At 40.4% G+C, this 19,123-nt stretch carries 20 protein-coding genes; 3 read left to right on the top strand and 17 right to left on the bottom strand.

The window, feature by feature from the left end; translation table 11 throughout:
* Positions 1-199 precede the first annotated feature (199 nt).
* Complete coding sequence (locus NQ782_RS15245; protein WP_038347126.1) at positions 200-550, top strand: ankyrin repeat domain-containing protein; 351 nt, start codon at positions 200-202, stop codon at positions 548-550.
* A gap of 45 nt (positions 551-595) precedes the next feature.
* Here the strand turns inward: NQ782_RS15245 and NQ782_RS15240 are convergent, their stop codons facing one another.
* The 5 genes from NQ782_RS15240 to ribF form a co-directional block, all read right to left on the bottom strand.
* Entirely contained in the window at positions 596-1,138 is a 543-nt protein-coding gene (locus tag NQ782_RS15240) for an NADPH-dependent FMN reductase (RefSeq protein ID WP_009519270.1), read from the bottom strand.
* 133 nt (positions 1,139-1,271) lie between these two features.
* On the bottom strand, positions 1,272-1,754 hold the full coding sequence (locus NQ782_RS15235) for a peptidylprolyl isomerase (protein ID WP_000136002.1): 483 nt from the start codon (positions 1,752-1,754) through the stop codon (positions 1,272-1,274).
* A 1-nt stretch (position 1,755) separates the two neighbouring features.
* Positions 1,756-2,286, bottom strand: a complete 531-nt coding sequence (gene lspA / locus NQ782_RS15230) for a signal peptidase II (RefSeq protein ID WP_001133879.1) — start codon at positions 2,284-2,286, stop codon at positions 1,756-1,758.
* Positions 2,279-5,116 carry an isoleucine--tRNA ligase gene (gene ileS / locus NQ782_RS15225; RefSeq protein ID WP_024438286.1) on the bottom strand — a complete coding sequence of 946 codons (2,838 nt, stop codon included), beginning with the start codon at positions 5,114-5,116 and terminating at the stop codon, positions 2,279-2,281. The genes lspA and ileS overlap by 8 nt, the downstream gene beginning before the upstream one ends.
* Positions 5,117-5,177: 61 nt before the next feature.
* Entirely contained in the window at positions 5,178-6,179 is a 1,002-nt protein-coding gene (gene ribF, locus NQ782_RS15220; RefSeq protein WP_000771825.1) for a bifunctional riboflavin kinase/FAD synthetase, read from the bottom strand.
* A 208-nt stretch (positions 6,180-6,387) separates the two neighbouring features.
* Between ribF and NQ782_RS15215 the strand changes: the two genes are divergently transcribed.
* Together NQ782_RS15215 and NQ782_RS15210 are read left to right on the top strand one after the other, a co-directional pair.
* Complete coding sequence (locus NQ782_RS15215) at positions 6,388-7,521, top strand: TDT family transporter (protein ID WP_000828380.1); 1,134 nt, start codon at positions 6,388-6,390, stop codon at positions 7,519-7,521.
* An 80-nt stretch (positions 7,522-7,601) separates the two neighbouring features.
* Positions 7,602-8,168: a 5'-nucleosidase gene (locus NQ782_RS15210; protein WP_001090743.1), complete on the top strand. Its 567-nt coding sequence runs from the start codon at positions 7,602-7,604 to the stop codon at positions 8,166-8,168.
* Between the two features lie 34 nt (positions 8,169-8,202).
* Here NQ782_RS15210 and NQ782_RS15205 read toward each other — a convergent pair whose 3' ends face one another.
* The 12 genes from NQ782_RS15205 to ubiG form a co-directional block, all read right to left on the bottom strand.
* On the bottom strand, positions 8,203-8,823 hold the full coding sequence (locus tag NQ782_RS15205) for a TetR/AcrR family transcriptional regulator (protein WP_001186827.1): 621 nt from the start codon (positions 8,821-8,823) through the stop codon (positions 8,203-8,205).
* 260 nt (positions 8,824-9,083) lie between these two features.
* A complete protein-coding gene (locus NQ782_RS15200) occupies positions 9,084-9,884 on the bottom strand; it encodes an ABC transporter ATP-binding protein (RefSeq protein ID WP_057093723.1) in 801 nt (266 codons plus the stop codon).
* Positions 9,885-9,897: 13 nt separating this feature from the next.
* Positions 9,898-10,695, bottom strand: a complete 798-nt coding sequence (gene ssuC, locus NQ782_RS15195; RefSeq protein ID WP_000031022.1) for an aliphatic sulfonate ABC transporter permease SsuC — start codon at positions 10,693-10,695, stop codon at positions 9,898-9,900.
* Positions 10,692-11,867, bottom strand: a complete 1,176-nt coding sequence (gene ssuD / locus NQ782_RS15190; protein WP_057093725.1) for an FMNH2-dependent alkanesulfonate monooxygenase — start codon at positions 11,865-11,867, stop codon at positions 10,692-10,694. Before ssuD ends, ssuC begins: the two co-directional genes overlap by 4 nt.
* A 26-nt stretch (positions 11,868-11,893) precedes the next feature.
* Positions 11,894-12,877 carry a sulfonate ABC transporter substrate-binding protein gene (locus tag NQ782_RS15185; protein WP_001164677.1) on the bottom strand — a complete coding sequence of 328 codons (984 nt, stop codon included), beginning with the start codon at positions 12,875-12,877 and terminating at the stop codon, positions 11,894-11,896.
* A 71-nt stretch (positions 12,878-12,948) separates the two neighbouring features.
* On the bottom strand, positions 12,949-13,917 hold the full coding sequence (locus NQ782_RS15180) for a sulfonate ABC transporter substrate-binding protein (RefSeq protein ID WP_057093727.1): 969 nt from the start codon (positions 13,915-13,917) through the stop codon (positions 12,949-12,951).
* 333 nt (positions 13,918-14,250) lie between these two features.
* Positions 14,251-15,606 carry an amino-acid N-acetyltransferase gene (gene argA, locus NQ782_RS15175; RefSeq protein WP_057093643.1) on the bottom strand — a complete coding sequence of 452 codons (1,356 nt, stop codon included), beginning with the start codon at positions 15,604-15,606 and terminating at the stop codon, positions 14,251-14,253.
* A 120-nt stretch (positions 15,607-15,726) separates the two neighbouring features.
* Positions 15,727-16,047: an RcnB family protein gene (locus NQ782_RS15170; RefSeq protein ID WP_017897150.1), complete on the bottom strand. Its 321-nt coding sequence runs from the start codon at positions 16,045-16,047 to the stop codon at positions 15,727-15,729.
* A gap of 222 nt (positions 16,048-16,269) precedes the next feature.
* Positions 16,270-16,680: an RcnB family protein gene (locus NQ782_RS15165; protein WP_000732887.1), complete on the bottom strand. Its 411-nt coding sequence runs from the start codon at positions 16,678-16,680 to the stop codon at positions 16,270-16,272.
* 217 nt (positions 16,681-16,897) lie between these two features.
* Positions 16,898-17,644 (bottom strand): YciK family oxidoreductase, encoded by a 747-nt coding sequence (locus NQ782_RS15160; protein WP_000877608.1) that lies wholly within the window; start codon positions 17,642-17,644, stop codon positions 16,898-16,900.
* A gap of 65 nt (positions 17,645-17,709) precedes the next feature.
* The gene (locus NQ782_RS15155; protein WP_000973876.1) at positions 17,710-18,411 is read right to left on the bottom strand and encodes an HAD family hydrolase; all 702 of its coding nucleotides are present in this window, start codon (positions 18,409-18,411) and stop codon (positions 17,710-17,712) included.
* On the bottom strand, positions 18,408-19,121 hold the full coding sequence (ubiG, locus tag NQ782_RS15150) for a bifunctional 2-polyprenyl-6-hydroxyphenol methylase/3-demethylubiquinol 3-O-methyltransferase UbiG (RefSeq protein WP_000080757.1): 714 nt from the start codon (positions 19,119-19,121) through the stop codon (positions 18,408-18,410). Before ubiG ends, NQ782_RS15155 begins: the two co-directional genes overlap by 4 nt.
* Positions 19,122-19,123 lie beyond the last annotated feature (2 nt).

The raw sequence follows: 19,123 nt of genomic DNA, 5'->3' as shown, positions 1-19,123 counted from the left end.
CCCGAACTCAGAAGTGAAACCTCTTAGCGCTGATGGTAGTGTGGGATTACCCATGTGAGAGTAAGTCATCGCCAGCTCATTATTCTAAACACCCCAATCTCAAAAGAGGTTGGGGTGTTTTTTTATAGCAAGAAATCAATCAGAAAAGAATTATTTAAATATAGAGCTACAAATCATTTTTGGATGCTTGCTCGATTCTATGGATATAATGAGGAAGTTTTTTATTTTTGGTGTCCCCGTGAAAATTAATTCTTTCTCTCCCATACCTGAAGACGATGAAGAACTCTCTCTTCCAGAACTGATTTATTGGGCATCTTTAGGTGATCTAGAGCAAGTAAAACAATTATTAATAGATGGAGAAGATCCTAATCAGACTGATAATGAAGGGTATAGTGCTTTGCAAGCAGCGGCTGAGAATGATCATTTAGAGATAGTGAAGCTATTAGTTGAAAAAGGAGCGCATGTCACTTATAAAAGTGAATATACAGCACTACAGCTTGCAGAAATGGCGGGTAATACTGATATAGTGAATTATTTAAAAAGTTTATAAAATTAAAAAGCCCCTTTTATTTGAAAAAGAGGCTTTTTGTTCAATTTAAGACAAATGATATTTCTGTAGTTTCTCAACAATTGATTGAAGCCCTTTTAATTCAAATTCATTGGCTTCAAATTTTTCATCTTTATTGCGTTTGAAGATATCTCGTATTTCGATCACAGCATTTGGGTCAACAATACTTAAACTTGAAGTGACTTGGCGTATTTGGCTAATAGAACGAGAACCATTTGTTGAGCCATAACCTATAAATGCGGCTGGTTTACCGCTCCATTCCTTACCAACATAGTCCAGTGCATTTTTTAAAGCTGGGCTGTAACCGTGGTTGTATTCTGGGCTAATAAAGATAAATGCATCAGCTTGGGCAATTTTATCAGCCCATTCTTGTTGTTTAGGTTGATCATAAATACCTGTAGCAGGTGGGTGAGAACCTGAAAATAAGGGTAGATTCCATTCTTTTAAATCAATTACTTCTGTTTGAAAATCTTTTAGATTAAATGAGGGTATTGTTGTTTCTAACCAATTGGCAATTTTAATAGCTGTGCGCCCTTCGCGAACACTTCCGACGATAATATAGACCAGCATATGTTTTTCCTAAGGATTTTTATCTTTATAACTTAATTCATTATATAGGTGCGTGAGAATATAGAATTTGTAAGGATTCTTATGTCACTAATAAAAATTGAAACATAAAAAAGCCCTCAATCGAGGGCTTTTTTTACATGATCTTAATGCCTTGCTGACCAGCTGGAGTCACTTTAAATATTTCTACTTCAAAAGTAATATTTTTGCCGGCTAGAGGATGGTTGAAATCAATTTCAGTAATATCATCATTTACTGACTTCACAACACCAAATAAAGTTGCTTTTGCTTTATCTTCAAACTCGATCATATGACCAGGAATAGGCCGTTGTTCGAATTTAACCGTATCAAAAGTTTGTATATTTTCAGGATTCCACGGACCAAAAGCATCTTCTGGTGGTAGATGTACTGTACGTCGATCGCCTGCACGTAAGCCAAGAAGCGCTTTCTCAAAGCCTGGTAACAAGTTACCGTCGCCAATAGTTAAGCTAACAGGTTCTTCACGGCTACGTGTATTGTCAATTTCTACACCATTTTCAATAGCAACAGAAAAGTGTAGGTCAACTTTAGAACCGTCAGTAATACGAATTTCTTCATTAGGTTGAATAATTTCGGTCATATTATGCATCCGAATTTTTAGGTCTTTGCTTCTCAAGGAAGAATGTATCGATGAGTAGCAAAATGGTACCTAGAGTAATGGCACTGTCCGCAATATTAAAAGCTGGAAAGTGATGATTTTGGTAATAAACATGAATAAAATCGACCACATACCCTAAAGTAATACGGTCAATTAGATTACCAAGTGCTCCACCTAAAATTAAAGCGATAGCTACAGGTAGCACCACCATTTTTTTAGGCATACGTAGCAACCAAAATACAAAAAGTATTGAAACTAAGCCTGCCAAAGATGTGAAGAAATAGCGTTGCCATCCTCCAGCATCAGATAAAAAGCTAAAAGCTGCACCATAGTTATGTAATAGTGTCCAGTTTAAAAATGGAAGCACAGGTACAGGATCTGCGTAGTTCAGATGTGTACTTGCAATCCATTTTGTCCATTGATCCAACACAATGGCAAGGACAGAAAGTCCAAGCCAAATGAGGTTGTGAGGATAAAACTGGAATAAGCCTTTTTTAGCTTGTGAATTAGGCATATTTTCTCACTTCGCCACGACCAGTGACGTTCACAATACAACGACCACATAAACCAGGATGATCGGCATGTGTATTTACATCCGGAAGGACATGCCAGCAACGTGCACATTTTTCACCTTCAGCTGCAGATACTTGTACACGTAAGCCTTCCATTTCAGTTGCTTCACCATGTTCAGCAAATGGATGTACTACTACTTGTGAAGTAATAAGAACAAAACGGAGTTCATCAGCCAGTTGGTTTAAAACTGTTTGTAATGATTCATTTGCCCAAAGTTCAACTTTGGCTGAAAGATTACTACCGACAAGTTTAGCGTTACGAGCTGCTTCAATCTGTTTATTTACTGCAGATTTTACGCTAATCAATGTTTGCCAGTCTGCTTCAGAAAGCAAGTTTGCTTTTGATGAAACAGGTAAGTCATACCATTCAGCTGTAAATACATACTTCTCAGTTTGTTCAGGAATAAGTGGCCACGCTTCTTGAGCTGTGAAGCTTAGAATCGGGCTCATCCAGCGAACAAATGCTTGTACGATATGGTAAAGCGCTGTTTGTGCGGAACGACGTGCTTGTGAGTCAGCCTTAGTGGTGTATTGACGGTCTTTGATGATGTCTAGATAGAAACCACCTAAGTCATTAATACAGAAGCTTGTTAACGCACTACACACGACGTGGAAGTTCATTTCTTCATAGGCCGCGATAATGGTCTGTTGTACTTCATTAGCACGTTGCAAGATGTATTGATCAAGAGCAATAAGATCATCTACTGCCAGAGCATCAGTACTTGGTTTGAAACCATTTAAGTTTGCAAGTAAGAAGCGTAGCGTATTACGAATACGACGGTAGCTATCACTTACACGGCTAAAGATTTCTTTCGATGCTGCAATTTCATAGCGATAGTCGCTAGATGCTACATATAAACGTAAACCGTCAGCACCAAGTTGTTTGATGATTTCTTCAAGCGGAATATAGTTGCCTAAAGATTTCGACAATTTGCGGCCATTTTCATCCACTGTGAAACCATGTGTTAACAAGGCTTTGTATGGCGCGCGGTTATGAATCGCCATAGACGTTAATAAAGAAGATTGGAACCAGCCACGGTGTTGGTCTGAACCTTCTAAATATAAGTCAGCAGGGCTTTCTAATTCTTCACGTTGCTCAAGTACAGCATAATGCGTTGTACCTGAGTCAAACCATACATCAAGCGTATCGCGAACAGCATTGTACTGTTCAGCATCTTCACCAATGAAGTCTTTCGCATCACGGTTAAACCATGCATCAATACCTTCTTTCTCGATAAGTTTGGCAACTTCTTCGATGAGCTCAGGCGTACGAGGGTGCAATTCGTTCGTATCTTTATGAACGAAGAAAGGAATTGGTACACCCCAAGTACGTTGACGTGAGATACACCAGTCCGGACGGCCTTCGATCATTGATTCAATACGGTTTTTACCCCAGTTCGGTACAAACTCGATATCGTTTTCAATGGCATTAAGCGCACCGTCACGTAAACCTTTTTGATCCATGCTGATAAACCATTGTGGTGTAGCACGGAAAATAATCGGAGTCTTATGACGCCAGCAGTGTGGGTAGCTGTGTTTAATCGGTTGATGAGCCCATAAGCGGCCTACAGCACCTAAAGCTTCAATAATCTTTGGATTGGCTTTATAGATGTGCTCGCCAGCAAAGATTGGTGCGGTTGGTAAGTAAACACCGTTACCACCCACTGGGTTTTCAACTTTAAGGTTGTATTGAAGACCTACTTTATAGTCATCTGCACCGTGGCCAGGAGCAGTGTGTACAGCACCTGTACCGCTTGTTGCGATAACGTGTTCACCTAAAATTACCGGAACTTGGCGATCGGTAAGTAAAGGGTGTTGTAGGGTAAGATTTTCAAGAGCTGAACCAGTAAAGTCAGCTAAAATAACTGGATTTTCAAGCTTGTAACGCTCGATTGCAGAAGCAACTAAGTCTTTAGCAAGAATAAAGTTTTGCTTACCACGTTCAGTAGTCACTTGTACCAATTGATATTCAATTTCGGCATGCAATGCAACTGCTTGGTTCGCTGGTAACGTCCAAGGTGTAGTGGTCCAGATCACGATATCCGTTGGATCTTGAACGTCTACATTTACACGAGCACTTAAGTCTTTTAAATCTACAACGCCAAAACCAACGTCAATTGCGTCTGATTTTTTATCTTCGTATTCAACTTCAGCTTCAGCAAGTGCTGAGCCACAGTCCATACACCAGTTCACTGGCTTTAAGCCCGGCTGGATATGGCCATTTTTTTGGATTAAACCTAAAGCACGAACGATATCGGCTTCTTGTTTGTAGTTCATGGTGAGGTAAGGATTATCCCAGTCACCTAAAATACCAAGACGTTTAAAGTCAGTACGCTGTAAATCAATTTGCTTTAGCGCATATTCACGGCAGTGTTTACGGAAAGTGGCTGCATCAACTTTTTCACCCACTTTACCTACTTTTTCTTCAACTTTTAGTTCGATTGGCAAACCGTGACAGTCCCAACCTGGTACATATGGCGCATCGAAACCTGCCAAAGTACGGCTTTTTACGATGATGTCCTTAAGTACTTTGTTAACCGCATGGCCCAAGTGAATTGTACCGTTCGCATATGGAGGGCCATCATGCAAAATATATTTTTTCTTGCCAATACGCGATGCACGAATCTGCTGATAAATGTTGTCGGTATACCACTCTTCTAACCATTTCACTTCACGTACTGCCAAATTTGCTTTCATTGCAAATTGAGTATCCGGCAGGTTTAGCGTGGCTTTGTAGTCCACTGCATTTTCAGTAGTTTGCTTATCGCTCATGCAAGTTGTCTTCCAGTTTAATCAGCTTGGGAGCCGACATGTTTTACAATCAAAATTCGAATTAAAAAGGAAATTGTGTCGTGTCGTTACGATATTGTCGTAATTGCTGCACGTCATTATCAATTCCTGCCTTAAGTGCTTCAAGCGAAGGGTAGTTCAATTCACCATGAAGATAGTGAAGAAAAGTCACCCGCATAAATAAGCCATACAGATTAGCAGAAACATCAGGGAAATGTACTTCTAATCTCCACTCTGGATGTTCTTGCTGAATGGCTGGACGAGTACCGACATGACCTGCACCATAGAGGCTGTTTTCATGATATCCGGCAATTCCTGGCTTTTCAGGATTATCCTGAAGCACTTTTTGAGTTAGCGAAGTTGTTTCGCAAATGACTTCAACGCCATAAATACCATTTAAACAAGGCTTATGACGGTTGAGACGAACATTAATCGTTGGGAAATCTAAAGTTCGTCCAATTTGGTCGCCATATTGAACACGACCGGTAATACTGTACGGACGGCCTAATAATTTAGCTGCTAAAGCGAGATTACCCACTTGAAGCACTTGGCGAATACGGGTTGAACTGACGCGTTCACCTTCGAGTTCAATCGTATGTAAATTTGTGACTTGAAAGCCGTAATTCTTTAAAAATTCGCTATTGCCTTGACGGTCTTTGCCGAAATGAAAGTCATCTCCTAAAACCAAAGCTTGAGCATTTAATTTGTCTTTTAATAAATCTGCAAACTCAGAAGCACTCATGCTACGGAAATGCTGGTCAAACTTGGCAACCGCGATGTAATCCACCCCAAGTTCAGCTAGATATTCAACTTTTTCCCGTAATGAATTAATACGAGGTGGGGCATCATAGCCTTTAAAGAACTCAAGCGGTTGGGGCTCAAAAATCATGACCAATGTTTTTAAGCCTTGTGCTGCAGCAATTTTTTTGAGTTGAGCAATCATCGCTTGGTGACCTAAATGGACACCATCAAAATTACCAATAGTTACCGCTGTTTGTGGTAACTGGAAATTGGGCGATAACGCATTAAGACGAAGCAGTTTCATGAACTTAAAATATGGCTATTTTTGCAAGGGCTATATATTGCCATAATCTCACAGATTCGTCTTGTTGTTGTGTTTTTACTCAGGTATTTTTCAATACGAATACTTTTTATATCTAAAAAATTGATGAATTAAATAAAAATAAATCAATTTTTCTTATTATTGGTTTATCCTACTATAGCCTCATCCACTCTTTGATTAGAGACTTAAGATGAAAAGACCCTTTTACCAATTAAATCAAAGTAAAGATGTTATACGGCATTTTACCCCAAATTGGTTTACAGCAACTATGGGTACTGGCGTGGTCAGTATGATTTTAATTCAGCTTCCATTTGCCAAATCATTTTTATTTATGCTGGCTACGCTGTTATGGCAATTTAATATTGTTCTATTTAGTGTTTTTTCAGTTCTCTATTTATTGCGGTGGTTACTTTTCTCGCATGAAGCGAAGCAAATATTTAATCATCCAAATATGAGCTTGTTTTTAGGTGCTATACCGATGGGGCTTGCAACCATACTAAATGGCTTTTTAAGCTTCGGAATCGGGCTTTACGGCGAAGTGGCAGTTCATATCGCCCAAGCTTTATGGTATATCGACGTCTTTTTAGCACTGGCTATTGCGTGGATCGTACCATTTTGTATGTTTAGCCGTCAGAATCATCAACTACATACCATGACTGCAATTTGGCTTTTACCGGTGGTTGCATGTGAAGTCGCAGCAAGTTCTGCGGGCATGTTGGTTGCACATTTACCAGCAGATGTGCATAGCTTTCATTTATTGTTAGCGGGTTACGTACTTTGGGGAATCTCTGTTTTACCTGCATTTGCCATTTTAACGATTTTAATGTTGCGTATGGCTTTGCATCAGTTACCAGAAAAAGAAGTCGCGATTTCTAGCTGGCTTTCTTTAGGTCCGATTGGGACAGGTGCTTTAGGTCTATTGTTGCTAGGTGAGCAGGCACAAAGAGTATTTGTAAATGTTGGCTTTCCTGAGTTGGCCCATGTATTTCAAGCCTTGGGCGTTGTGGGTAGTCTGGTACTTTTAGGCTTTGGGTTATGGTGGCTTGGCCTTGCGATTTTAACAACACTTCGTCATGCAAAGACAGGTATTCCGTTTAACTTGGGTTGGTGGGGTTTAACCTTCCCATTTGGTGTGTTTATTTTGGCTTTATTTAATTTAGGTCATCAGATTGAAGTTGTATTTTTACAATACGTCGCTGTGGCATTCAGTATTTTATTATTAGTGATGTGGAGCGTGGTAATGAAGAAAACCTTAGCCGGAGCATACAGTGGCAAGCTATTCTTCTCTCCATGTTTAGTGGCTTTACAACAAAGAATGCAGTAAAGGTGAAAAGGTGCAAAAAGCTTTTGCACCTGATTTATACTTACTTTCTAATTTTGTTAATTCTGATTTGAGCTTTTTGAATGAACACAGATACCGCTTTAATTATGGCACTTCCCAACGAGTCTAAAGGTTTATTCGAGCAAGCAGGTATCGAAGTCCATTACAGTGGTATTGGTAAGATCAACGCTGCTTTTAAAGCGTTTGAAGTTATTCAAAAAACAGGCTGTAAAACTTTAATTAACTTAGGTACAGCAGGAAGTTCATCTTTTAATCGGCACGATTTAGTAGAAATAAAAACTTTTGTACAACGTGATATGGACGTTTCACCTTTAGGATTTGAAGTTGGGGTAACGCCGTTAGATGACCACTTGGCGGCTGAAATTCATCTCCAAACGCATTTTGCGGATTTACCAAAAGGAATTTGTGGGACAGGGGACTCATTTGAAACGGGTCAGCCGAAGGTCGCTTGTGATGTGGTCGATATGGAAGGCTATGCGTTAGCAAAAGTTTGCCACAAGTTAGGTGTACGTTTAATTTCGGTGAAATATATTACTGATGGGGCAGATGATACGGCCCATTTGGATTGGGAAGAAAACTTATTATTGGGTGCACAAAAGCTTTTAGCACTTTATCAAAATCATTTCTAAAAAAAGATCGGCAAATTTGCCGATCTTTTTTATTTTAGCGAGGTAATACGCCGTAGAGCATCATATGTACCGTATGCTCAATCGAGCGCTGGAACATACTGCGGTTACGAAGCGTTTTCCCGGTTACCATTTCCATTTGAGTCGCAAAATCGGCATAGTTTTGCGTAAGACCCCAAATATTGAGAATTAAAAGTTCCGGGTCGATATCTGGTGAAATTTTTCCTTGCTCTTGCCAAGTTTGAATGACCTTAGCTTTGCGCTTAAATAGCTTTTTCAAGGGCCCTTTCAGTATAGGCAAAATATGCGGTGCCCCTTGAATAATTTCTAAAGCAAATAGTCGCGAAGCTTTTGGTTGGCTACGAGAAAGTTCGATTTTTTGAATTAAATAATGAGACAAGGCTTCGGCTGGTTCTAACTCAGCTTCTAAGGTTTGTAAGGGAGCTAGCCATTTTTGTAAAACTGTGGTCAGCACTTCCACATATAAAGACTCTTTATTTTCATAGTAATAGAAAATATTCGACTTATGCATGTCAGCGAGTTGGGCAATTTCATCCAGACTTGCGCCACTGAACCCATATAGTGAAAACACATCAAGGGCGGCAGCAAGAAGCTGATTGCGCTTTTGGGTACTCTTCTTTTGTTCCATTTGCTGCATAAATTAAAAAGATAGTGTTCCCATTGTAAGGTAAATCGTTTGATTTGTGCACAGGTGTCTCACTTTTTTAGTGAAAAAACGGATAGTTATTTGAGCAATAGATATACTATTGTGCAAAAAATAGAGAGATTCACTAGTTTATTGTTATTCTTAAAAATATTTTTTAATCTTCGCCCTAAAAAAGAGCAATAAATCATCAGTTTTATTGCTCGTTAATTGGGCATTTTTCGGTTGAATGGTTCTCATTACTCATCTCAACCTTAAGTGGCTAAAACGGCATCGAGTACTTGTTGTTCAAGCTGAGCAAAAGTAATGCTCTTTTTCCGTGGACGCGGCAAATTAACTTGAAAACTTTGAGCAATCTGACCTTTATCTAACAATATAATGCGGTCAGCCAGTTGCACTGCTTCACTTACATCGTGTGTAACTAAAATGGCAGTAAAACCTTGCTCTTTCCATAAACGTTCAATCAAACTTTGCATCTCAAGACGAGTTAACGCGTCTAATGCACCCAAAGGTTCATCTAACAATAAAATACGGGGAGTATGAGATAACGCACGGGCTAGGGCGGTACGTTGTCGTTGTCCACCAGAGAGCTGTGAAGGCCATTGTCCCGCTTTTTCTTTTAAACCTACTTTCTCTAATAATTCTTCTGCCAAAGCATGTTGCGATTTTGGTAGCCCAAGTTGAACGTTCTGAAGAATATTTCTCCAAGGCAGTAACCGTGGGTCTTGAAACATAACCCGTATGTCATCGTTAGTAATACCTTCACGCAAATGTCGGGCAGATTTAAATTTGATTTCTCCAAAACTGGCTTTTTCAAGTTGGGCAATTAAGCGCAATAAAGTACTTTTACCGCAGCCACTACGACCAACAATAGCTAAAAATTCGCCCGGTTGAATATGAAGGTTAAGATCTTCAAGAACTTTAACTTCACTATAAAACTTATAAAGCTGTTCAATCAGAATCTCTGCGCCTACCACAGGTTCTTGTGACTCTGAATGGTTTTCTGGAATGAGCTCTACGTCATTCTGATTAATATTTAAATTCAGATTTGTCATATTCTAAGCTCCTTTATTTTTGATAACCGGCATGCCAGCGTAGTAAATAACGTTCCAAAAGTTGCGCTAGAACATCGGCTAATTTGCCTAATAGGGCATAAAGAAGAATACCGACCAGAACCACATCTGTTTGCAAAAATTCTCGTGCATTCATAGTCATATAGCCAATACCTGCTTGTGCTGAAATAGTCTCAGCTACAATGAGCAACACCCAAACCAGACCTAAAGCAAAACGTAAACCAACTAAAATAGAGGGCATCGCACCCGGTAGAATAATTTCTTTGTAAAGCTGCCAACGTGAAAGACCATAGCTTTTACCCATCTCAATTAATTGTGGATCGACTGAACGGATACCGTGATAGGTGTTGATATAAATAGGGAAAAAGACTCCGACCGCCACCAAAAATAATTTGGCTGTTTCATCAATACCGAACCACAAGATAACCAGTGGAATAAGTGCTAATGCTGGGATGTTACGAATCATTTGCAAGGTTGTATCGAGCAGGGTAGAGGCGAAACGCGAAGACCCATTGAGCAGACCCAATAACAAACCTAAACCACCACCAATAAATAATCCGAGTAAGGCCCGTCCTGCACTGACTTTAACGTGCTGCCAAAGCTCGCCGCTAATGAGTAGATGCCAAAAAGCAGAAACGACAGCCGTAGGAGCCGGCAGAATACGATTTTCTAAAAGGCCTGAACTTGACGCAATTTGCCAAACAACCAATAGAACAATCGGAAAAATCCAAGGCAGCAGACGCTGCCCGACTTGCTTCGTTCCACGTGAAACAATATTTATATCTTTGCTCATGCAGGCTCCTTGACGGAACTATTTTGTTTCTTCTCGTCTGGAACATAGTTGTTGGCAATGATTTCACCGAATGGACCGGTTAAGTTTGGTTGAGTAAGTTTAGCTCGGGTCTCGATTGGTAATAATGGGAATACTAACTCTGCAAAACGGATTGACTCTTCAAGGTGTGGATAGCCTGAGAAAATAAAGGTATCGATACCTAAATCTGCATATTCCTGAATACGTGCAGCAACGGTTTCAGGATCACCGACAAGTGCTGTACCTGCACCACCGCGGACTAGACCGATACCTGCCCAAAGATTTGGAGATACTTCAAGTTTGTCTCGATTACCGCCGTGTAGAGCAGCCATACGTTGCTGACCCACTGAGTCCATTTGTGCAAATTTTTTCTGTGCTGCAGCAATAGTTGCATCATCCAGATATTGGATAAGCTCGTTAGCTGCTGCCCATGCTTGTTCATTGGTTTCACGAACAATGACATGCAAACGAATGCCATAAGTTAATTTACGGCCCTTAGCCTCAGCTTTGGCACGGACATGTTCGATCTTTTCTTTCACGGCTGCTGGTGGTTCACCCCAAGTCAGGTAGGTGTCAACTTGCTCAGCCGCGAGTTCAACAGCGACATCTGAAGAACCGCCGAACCAAAGTGGTGGATAAGGCTTTTGTACAGGTGGGTAAAGTAGTTTTGCATCATCTACTTGTAAGCGTTCACCGTGGAATGTAAAAGCTTCACCCGTATGTGAGCGTGTCAAAATTTCACGCCAGATTTTTACGTATTCATTGGCTGTTTGATAACGCGTTGAGTGATCTTCATATAAACCATCACCACGTAGTTCTGCTTCATCACCACCAGTCACTAAGTTGAGTAGAACACGACCATTCGACAAGCGGTCAAATGTTGCAGCCATACGAGCTGCCAACGCTGGTGTTGTTACCCCCGGACGTAACGCAACTAAAAACTTAAGGTGTTGAGTTGCATCGATTAGGCTTGCCGCCGTAATCCATGGGTCTTCACATGAACGGCCCGTTGGAATAAGTACACCTTCGTAACCCAAGTTATCTACTGCCCCAGCAATTTGCTTCATATAGGCATGGTCAACCTGACGAGCGCCTTTACTTGTACCTAAATAGCGACTATCACCGTGGGTAGGAATAAACCAGAAAATTTTCATGTGCATTACCTATATATCTATTGAAATTACTTGGCACCCCAAACAGCTTGTTTAATGCTGATTGGTTTAGGGATGATGCCTTGTTGAGTAAAGATGTCTGCAAGCTGCTGTTGTTCAGCAATGACTTTGCTGTTAAGTGGAGCTGCCGATGATGGACGTGGACGGCGTTTAATAAATAAGTCACTGGTCGCAGGTTTTAGGCCTGTACTTTGGCCAATCGCACTTGCAGTTTCTGCTTGATGGCTTTGAACCCATTTGTCAGCTTGATTGATCTGTTTGATGAGTCCTGGAACAGCTTTTGGATATTGCTTAACAAAATTTGGAGCGGCTAAGTAAAAGGTATAGTTCGGGCTTAGGCCTTTACCAGATGCAAGAACACGAGCTTGGTCTTCTAGTTGTGCTGAAGCGTAGTACGGATCCCATATTGCCCATGCATCAACAGCACCCTTTTGGAATGCAGCGCGAGCATCGGCAGGTGTGAGCCAAATTGGGGTAATGTCGCTCCATTTTAAGCCTGCTTTACGTACGGCCTGTACAAGTAGGTAATGTGAGCTAGAACCTTTCTGTAGCGCAATACGTTTACCTTTTAGATCCTTAAGCTGTTTTAGTTGTGAGTTTTTGGGAACTAAAATTGCTGAGGCCAATGGTTTGGCTGCTTCATAAGCAATGTAATATAAAGGCTTGCCAGCGGCTTGAGCGTAGACCGGGGGTGTGTCTCCAGTAACGCCAACATCGAGTGAGCCAACAGCTAAGGCTTCTAAAATTTGAGGGCCAGCGGGGAACTCATTCCAAGTGATTTTGGCATTTGGAAATTCTTGTTCAAATAGTTTTTGCTGTTTGGCAATCGCGAAGTTAATCGAACTTTTTTGAAAACCAATACGAAGTTCTTTCACTGTTGGGTCAATTGCCCAAGCAGGTGCTGCGATTGTTAAACCTAATACAGCGACCGCGCTAAAGCGCTTAACTAATTGGGTCCACTGACTCTTATTAAATAATGACTGATGTTGCATATTGATATCCTTGTTCCCTTAACACAAGGCACAGCATTTATATCGTTATTTAAGCTGTGCCCAAGCTGGGTTTATTTCAGTTTTAAAATGGCTTCTTGAATGGTGAGCTTGTTGGGAATGAGCTTTTGCGCGTAGAAGGCATCAGCTACATATTGTTGTTCTTGAGCTACCTTGTCAGATATTGGCTGAACTCCAAAACCCATACGTGAAATGGATGTTTTAAGTACATCAAACTCAAGTGCCGTAGGTTTTTCGAGTAGCTTGGCAGCCTCATCTTGGTGTGTGCTGACCCATTCAGTTGTCTGGTTTAGCGTTTGTACAACCGTGTTCAGAACTTTTGGATTATTTTCTGCAAATTTACGATCAGCTAAGTAGAACTGATGATTGCTTACCAAGTTTTCACCTGTTGCCAGAACGCGCGCCTGAATTTGATGCTCAGCTGCTGCAAAGAACGGATCCCAAATCACCCATGCGTCGACAGCTCCTTTTTCAAAGGCTGCACGCGCATCTGATGGTGGTAAATAAACAGGTTGAATATCACTTAAGCTCAAGTGATTTGCTTCTAAGACTTTTAATAAAAGGTAGTGAACATTCGAACCTTTATTCAGTGCGACACGTTTTCCTTTTAAGTCTTTAATAGACTGGATTGGAGAATCTTTTTGTACCAATAACGCTTCTGCTTTTGGTGCAGCAGGTTGATTTGCGACATAGACTAAATTTGGATTGGCTGCTTGAGCAAAAATAGGTGGTGCTTCACCTGCTTCGCCTAACGAAACACTTCCTACATTTAGGCCTTCAAGTAATTGAGGTCCCGCAGGAAACTCGACCCATTTCACTTGTACGCCTTGATCTTTGAGTGCTTTTTCCAAGTCACCACGTGCTTTTAGAATAGGAAGGATGCCATATTTTTGATAGCCGATATTTAAAGTTGTCGTGGTGTGCTCCTCTTTTTTGTCACAACCACCTAGCATCATCACTCCCGTAAGGCTGGCAGCAATGACTGAATATTTTGCCCATGAAGTGGAATTAAAAAGTGCCATGTGGTTTCGTGCTCCCCGAAAGAGAAAAAGAAAAATAATTGGATGAGCAGATACCCTAAAGGGATTTTTATTTCGTAAAAAATAAATATTCAGTCTTTATTTATGCAAAAAAAAGCTAAAAACTTTCGGCGATAAACTTATGCAAAAAAATGATTTATTGAACAGAATAATATTTATAAAAAGATATTTAAGTATATGTAAATAAAATAAAAATTATTAAAATAGCAAAATTTAAAGATTTAAAAAAAGTACAACCATACATTAATTACCTTTATGGTTGTACTTTTTAGACTAAGCTTATCTGAAATAAGAATATCTTAAAAAATGCATAGTCTAGGGAAGCAATTTTTTAAAGACTAAAGAATTTCTTTGATAGTTATAAAGTGCCTGACGGGCATTTGGTAAGTCATCCACACTCACCTGATGGAAACCGTGTTCTAAGAACCAGTGCGCGGTACGGGTGGTTAAAACGAACAATTGACGAATACCTTGTTGTTTGGCCTTTTCTTCGAGAAATTGCAGAATTTGGCTGCCACGGTTTGATTTACGATAGCTCGGGTGTACTGCCACACAAGCAATTTCTGCTGAACGTGTTTCATTAAACTCAGTCGGAATCGGATAAAGGGCAGCGCAGGCCAAAATCATACCATCTCGTTCAATGACAGCGAACTGGTTAATTTCTTGTTCTAAACGCTCACGTGAGCGATACACCAAAATGCCTTCTTCTTCTAATGGGCGTAAAAGGTTCATTAATCCGCCGACATCTTGAATATGCGCCATACGAACTTCTTCATAATGCGCATCGGTAATCATGGTACCCACACCATCACGCGTAAAGAGTTCTTCAATAAGCGCGCCATCATAAGAATAAGAAATTAGATGGACACGATGTACACCCGATAAAGATGCTTTTTTTGCTTCTTGCAAATGTAGGGTTAGAGTTGGGTGTGTGGTTTGGTATTGTTGAATATAGTAATCAAGCTGGTGTGGGCTTAATTCACGCAGTAATTGCCCATCTTCGTTAGGTAAACCTTGTTGCTCACCTAAAAAGATTAATTTATCTGCCTTTAAATAAGTCGCAGTTTTGGTTGCAACTTCTTCAGCTCTTAAATTAAATACTTCACCTGTGGTTGAATAGCCCGTTGGGCCAAGTAAAACAATATTATTGTTATCAAGATGACGTTCAATCGCGTCAGTATCTATTGAACGAACTTCGCCTGTAAGCTGAAAATCCATTCCTTCACGAATACCATAAGGTTTAGCGGTTACAAAATTACCTGATACGACATCTATTCGAGCGCCATACATTGGAGAGTTGGCTAAACCCATAGATAACAATGCTTCGATTTCTAATCGAATAGATCCTACAGCACTCATGATACAGCTTAAAGATTCGCGTGTAGTAATACGGCAGTTATCATAAAAAGGGGTTTCAATCCCTTTTTCTTTAAGGTTGTGATTAATTTGTGGACGTGCGCCATGCACTAAGATTAAGCGGATGCCAAGAGAATGTAATAAGGCAATATCGTGAATAATATGTTCGAAATTAGGATCGCGGACTGCTTCACCGCCAAACATTAAAACAAAAGTTTTATCACGATGCGCATTGATGTAGGGTGCTGAATGTCGGAACCAATGTACATAATGCTGGGTATTATTATGTGATTTCTCTAAAGACTTAGTTGGCATACCGATCTCGAATCAACAGCAAAAAGATATAAAGAGGATTCTAAACAAAAAAGATTAAAGCCGCATGTTTTAGATAAAAAAACACCCAAATTAGATTTGGGTGTTAGATGTTTTATGAACTTAACGAATTACTTTAATAATTTTATGGCTTTGCTCATTTACGAGTACATAATTTCCGTTCACCTTATACCATTTTTGATAACGACCTGGCTTAGTCAATTTCTGGTGTGAGCGGTAGTCAATGACATAACGTGGATGTTGGTATTGATGCGGTACGACTTGGCCTGTACGCCAGATATTCGCATGGTCATCTTTATGAATGACTTTAACGGTTTTTGTCTCATATCCTTGGTGGTGATAATGGTCGTGAGGCGCAGCCATTGCTGTTGTTGCGATTAAACCACTCATTGAAAGAACAATTGCTGTTGTTATCTTTTTCATCGTAAACCTCGAATGATCTATTAAATTTCGATAATTGAAGATTAGTGAAAAATTACAGATAAATCGTGAAGGCGAAGAATAATAAATGTGAAAATTTTCTATGAAATAAGAAGAAATTTAGAAGATTTAAATTTCTATATCATGTTGATATAAAAATAAAAAAAGGATAAAGCCGATCAGCTTCATCCTTTCCTACTAAGCGATAGTGAGGAGCTATCTATCTTAGAAACCGCGAATACTCACAATACTGTTAGAGTCCGTGTCGACTAAAATATAGTCATTGTTAATTTTGTACCACTGCTGGTTACGATCGGGTTTAGGTAAGTTATTGTCTTTATAGTCGACTTTATAACCATTACCACGATAGTGCTGTGGCATCACATAACCTGGCTGCCAACGATGTTGTTTCAGACGCTCAAAGCCACGTTCCTCACGCATACGGCGTTCATCGCGAACACGATCACCATTATCGTCACGGTCAAATTTATGCCCACGATCATTCCATTCACCACGAGGTCCGCCTTTAGGACCTTTCGGGCCATGTCCTCGGTCAAAAGGAGGATCAGCAAAGCTTGCCATACTGGTGGTCAGTACAGTGATGCAAAGGGCTAAGATGGTGAACAACTTTTTCATGATGCATCCTCGTTTACATCTGATGTCTCTCATGTTGAATACTGTACGCGCAAAATGCAGAGAAACTGTGAAGATCATTTAATGCTTCAATTAAAATTACGGATAAATCCAGCGTTTTTCTCAATAATAAAAAAGGCTTGTATATATCTTTTCAGGTATAGCCAAGCCAGATGTGATGATCGGCTATAAATTATTTTAGCTTTTCATCTGTAATTATTTAATCCTGTGCATCAATACTTTGTCCATTGAGCGTTAAGCTATCTTCACCCATTAAATAAAGATAAGCCGGCATGATGGACTCCGGTGTTGGTAATGTTTTCGGATCTTCTTCAGGATAAGCTTTAGCACGCATGGCAGTACGTGTAGCCCCTGGGTTAATACAATTAAAGCGAATATTTGGATAAGTATGCTCAGCCGCAAAAATCTTGCTCACCGCTTCTATCGCGACTTTCGAGACAGAATATGCCCCCCAGAGCGCGCGTGCCTCACGGCCTACACCTGAGCTGGTAAATACGACAGAAGCGTTTTCTGACTTTTGTAATAGCGGTAATAAAGCTTGGGTTAAAGCAAAAGGTGCACGTAAATTGACGGCCATCACATCATCCCATACTTCTGCTGGATAATGTGCAAGTTCTACCCGCTCACCCAAAATACCCGCATTGTGCAAAATGCCATCCAGACGACCAAATTGTTTTTCTAGCGTACTTACTAAAAAGTCATAATCGCGATCGGAAGCACTCGAAAGCTGGAGGGGTAAAATAGCAGGCTGAGGTGCGCCTAAACCTTCAATTTCATCATAAATTACTTCAAGTTTATTTAAGGTTCTACCATGCAAGACGACAGTTGCACCATGTAAAGCATAACTGAGGGCCGCAGCTCGCCCAATTCCATCACCGGCACCAGTGATTAAAATAATTCGATCTTTGAGTAGATCCGGACGAGGTTGATATTCTGAATATTTCATTGGTAAACCTCCTTCTTTTTATATTGATATAAGTAACCGTTAAAAAAGCTTATAAAACTCTTGTGTTAACTTATCATACGCTGATTTTCCTGTAGAGCAGGAAGCTTTTGACGTAACAACTCGTGTAATTCTGTCACCGTATTTACAATCGAATCGGCTTGCCAAGCGTTTAAATCATCCCGATGTTCGACAGGTAAATAGCCATAAGCTGCCAAGATGGTATACATATCAGCATTGCGGCCAGCATCGATATCACGTGGGTGATCCCCCACATAAATGATTTCATTTGCCGGGATATTTAACTGCTTTGCAGCCAAATACATAGGTTCCGGGTCTGGCTTGGTTTTAGAAACATCTTCCGGACATACCAAAACCGCACAGCGTTCTGTCAGGTTTAACTTTTCTAGAAGAGATTCACTTAAACCACGTGGTTTATTGGTGACAATACCCCACGGAATTCGCTGAGCTTCTAACTCTTCTAAAAGTGGATACATTCCTTCAAACAGGTCAGTATCGACAACTATATTATTGCCATACAAATCTAAAAAATTTTGTCGATGTGCCAAGAAAATTGGATTGGTCACATCCAGCTCTGGGTAGACCAATTTGACCATGGCACGGGCACCTTCAGACACTTGTGTACGAATAAGATCGGCTTCTACAACAGGGCGTCTTGCATCACGGCACATTTGTTGAATAATACGAATAAAGTCGGCAGCCGTATCGATGAGAGTGCCGTCTAAATCAAATAAAACAGCTTTCATCATGCACCTGTCTTTATTGTGTGAACCATATAGTTAACATCAACATTTGGTGCTAACCAATAACGCTTCGTAATTGGGTTGTAGTGCAAGCCTGTCATTTCTTTTAAAGTTAAGCCTGCATTACGAATGTCATGTGCCATTTCAGATGGGCGAATAAACTTGTGATAATCATGCGTACCTTTTGGCAGCATGCGCAGCACATATTCAGCACCAATAATGGCGAATAAATAAGATTTCGGGTTACGGTTGATGGTCGAGAAGAACACATGGCCACCTGGTTTAACCAAAGTCTGACATGCTTTCACAATGGATGCCGGGTCTGGAACATGTTCCATCATTTCCATACAAGTGACCACATCATATTGGCCTGCTTGTTCTTGCGCCAACTCTTCAACTGGAATTTGACGATATTCAATATTTTGAACATTTTCTTGTTGAGCATGCAAACGACCTACGGCTAAAGGTGCTTCACCCATATCAATGCCCAGTACATCTGCTCCACGACGTGCCATGCTTTCAGCCAAAATACCGCCGCCACAGCCGACATCAAGTACTTTTTTACCGGCAAGGCCACCTGCACGTTCATCAATCCAGTTCAAGCGTAAAGGATTGATTTGATGAAGTGGGCGAAATTCAGAATGTTGATCCCACCATTTGGCAGCAAGTGCTTCAAATTTTGCGATTTCTTGTAAATCAACATTCAATTGCGACATGG

Origin of the sequence: Acinetobacter sp. BD54, from assembly GCF_044778325.1 — a bacterium.
GTDB classification, from domain to species: Bacteria; Pseudomonadota; Gammaproteobacteria; order Pseudomonadales; family Moraxellaceae; genus Acinetobacter; species Acinetobacter baumannii.
The sequence above is the reverse complement of the archived record's forward strand: the minus strand, read 5'-3'. Positions and strand labels throughout refer to the sequence as shown.

What these genes read in the sequence shown, in the direction of transcription:
- ssuD (WP_057093725.1), bottom strand. Translation starts at nt 11,867, where the DNA reads ATGAAAATTTTCTGGTTTATTCCTACCCACGGTGATAGTCGCTATTTA.
- NQ782_RS15200 (WP_057093723.1), bottom strand. Translation starts at nt 9,884, where the DNA reads ATGACAAATCTGAATTTAAATATTAATCAGAATGACGTAGAGCTCATT.
- ubiG (WP_000080757.1), bottom strand. Translation starts at nt 19,121, where the DNA reads ATGTCGCAATTGAATGTTGATTTACAAGAAATCGCAAAATTTGAAGCA.
- NQ782_RS15215 (WP_000828380.1), top strand. Translation starts at nt 6,388, where the DNA reads ATGAAAAGACCCTTTTACCAATTAAATCAAAGTAAAGATGTTATACGG.
- ileS (WP_024438286.1), bottom strand. Translation starts at nt 5,116, where the DNA reads ATGAGCGATAAGCAAACTACTGAAAATGCAGTGGACTACAAAGCCACG.
- NQ782_RS15185 (WP_001164677.1), bottom strand. Translation starts at nt 12,877, where the DNA reads ATGCAACATCAGTCATTATTTAATAAGAGTCAGTGGACCCAATTAGTT.
- NQ782_RS15235 (WP_000136002.1), bottom strand. Translation starts at nt 1,754, where the DNA reads ATGACCGAAATTATTCAACCTAATGAAGAAATTCGTATTACTGACGGT.
- NQ782_RS15155 (WP_000973876.1), bottom strand. Translation starts at nt 18,411, where the DNA reads ATGATGAAAGCTGTTTTATTTGATTTAGACGGCACTCTCATCGATACG.
- NQ782_RS15165 (WP_000732887.1), bottom strand. Translation starts at nt 16,680, where the DNA reads ATGAAAAAGTTGTTCACCATCTTAGCCCTTTGCATCACTGTACTGACC.
- NQ782_RS15210 (WP_001090743.1), top strand. Translation starts at nt 7,602, where the DNA reads ATGAACACAGATACCGCTTTAATTATGGCACTTCCCAACGAGTCTAAA.
- NQ782_RS15245 (WP_038347126.1), top strand. Translation starts at nt 200, where the DNA reads ATGGATATAATGAGGAAGTTTTTTATTTTTGGTGTCCCCGTGAAAATT.
- NQ782_RS15160 (WP_000877608.1), bottom strand. Translation starts at nt 17,644, where the DNA reads ATGAAATATTCAGAATATCAACCTCGTCCGGATCTACTCAAAGATCGA.
- NQ782_RS15180 (WP_057093727.1), bottom strand. Translation starts at nt 13,917, where the DNA reads ATGGCACTTTTTAATTCCACTTCATGGGCAAAATATTCAGTCATTGCT.
- NQ782_RS15240 (WP_009519270.1), bottom strand. Translation starts at nt 1,138, where the DNA reads ATGCTGGTCTATATTATCGTCGGAAGTGTTCGCGAAGGGCGCACAGCT.
- ribF (WP_000771825.1), bottom strand. Translation starts at nt 6,179, where the DNA reads ATGAAACTGCTTCGTCTTAATGCGTTATCGCCCAATTTCCAGTTACCA.
- argA (WP_057093643.1), bottom strand. Translation starts at nt 15,606, where the DNA reads ATGCCAACTAAGTCTTTAGAGAAATCACATAATAATACCCAGCATTAT.
- lspA (WP_001133879.1), bottom strand. Translation starts at nt 2,286, where the DNA reads ATGCCTAATTCACAAGCTAAAAAAGGCTTATTCCAGTTTTATCCTCAC.
- ssuC (WP_000031022.1), bottom strand. Translation starts at nt 10,695, where the DNA reads ATGAGCAAAGATATAAATATTGTTTCACGTGGAACGAAGCAAGTCGGG.
- NQ782_RS15205 (WP_001186827.1), bottom strand. Translation starts at nt 8,823, where the DNA reads ATGCAGCAAATGGAACAAAAGAAGAGTACCCAAAAGCGCAATCAGCTT.
- NQ782_RS15170 (WP_017897150.1), bottom strand. Translation starts at nt 16,047, where the DNA reads ATGAAAAAGATAACAACAGCAATTGTTCTTTCAATGAGTGGTTTAATC.